Origin of the sequence: Mesorhizobium sp. M2E.F.Ca.ET.209.01.1.1, assembly GCF_004010375.2 — a bacterium.
In the GTDB taxonomy this organism is placed as follows: Bacteria; Pseudomonadota; Alphaproteobacteria; order Rhizobiales; family Rhizobiaceae; genus Mesorhizobium.
On record NZ_SADP02000956.1, the window covers coordinates 1 to 305 of the forward strand.

At 65.6% G+C, this 305-nt stretch carries 1 protein-coding gene; it reads left to right on the plus strand.

Translation table 11 applies throughout. The features are described from left to right. Positions 1 to 305: HAD hydrolase family protein (locus EN852_RS38655; protein WP_148671970.1), on the plus strand; the 305-nt coding region annotated here is incomplete at both ends.

Sequence of the window (305 nt, forward strand, 5' to 3'; positions counted from 1 at the left end):
TGGCTGTCGGCGACGCCGAAAACGACCACGCTTTCCTGAGGGCTTCCGGCTGCAGCGTCGCTGTGGCCAACGCGCTGCCCGCCGTCAAGGAAACCGCGGATCTTGTCACCAGGGAGGCGCGCGGCAAAGGCGTCGAGGAAGTGATCCGCAAGCTGGTCAAGCACGACCACCTGATTGCCAGGAAGCGCTCGCGCGGTGTGCTGCTCGGGACTTCGCGCGGCAAGGAGATTTACCTGTCGCCGACAGAGACGGTGCTGATTGCCGGCAGCTCGGGCATCGGCAAATCGACCCTGGCCACGGCACTC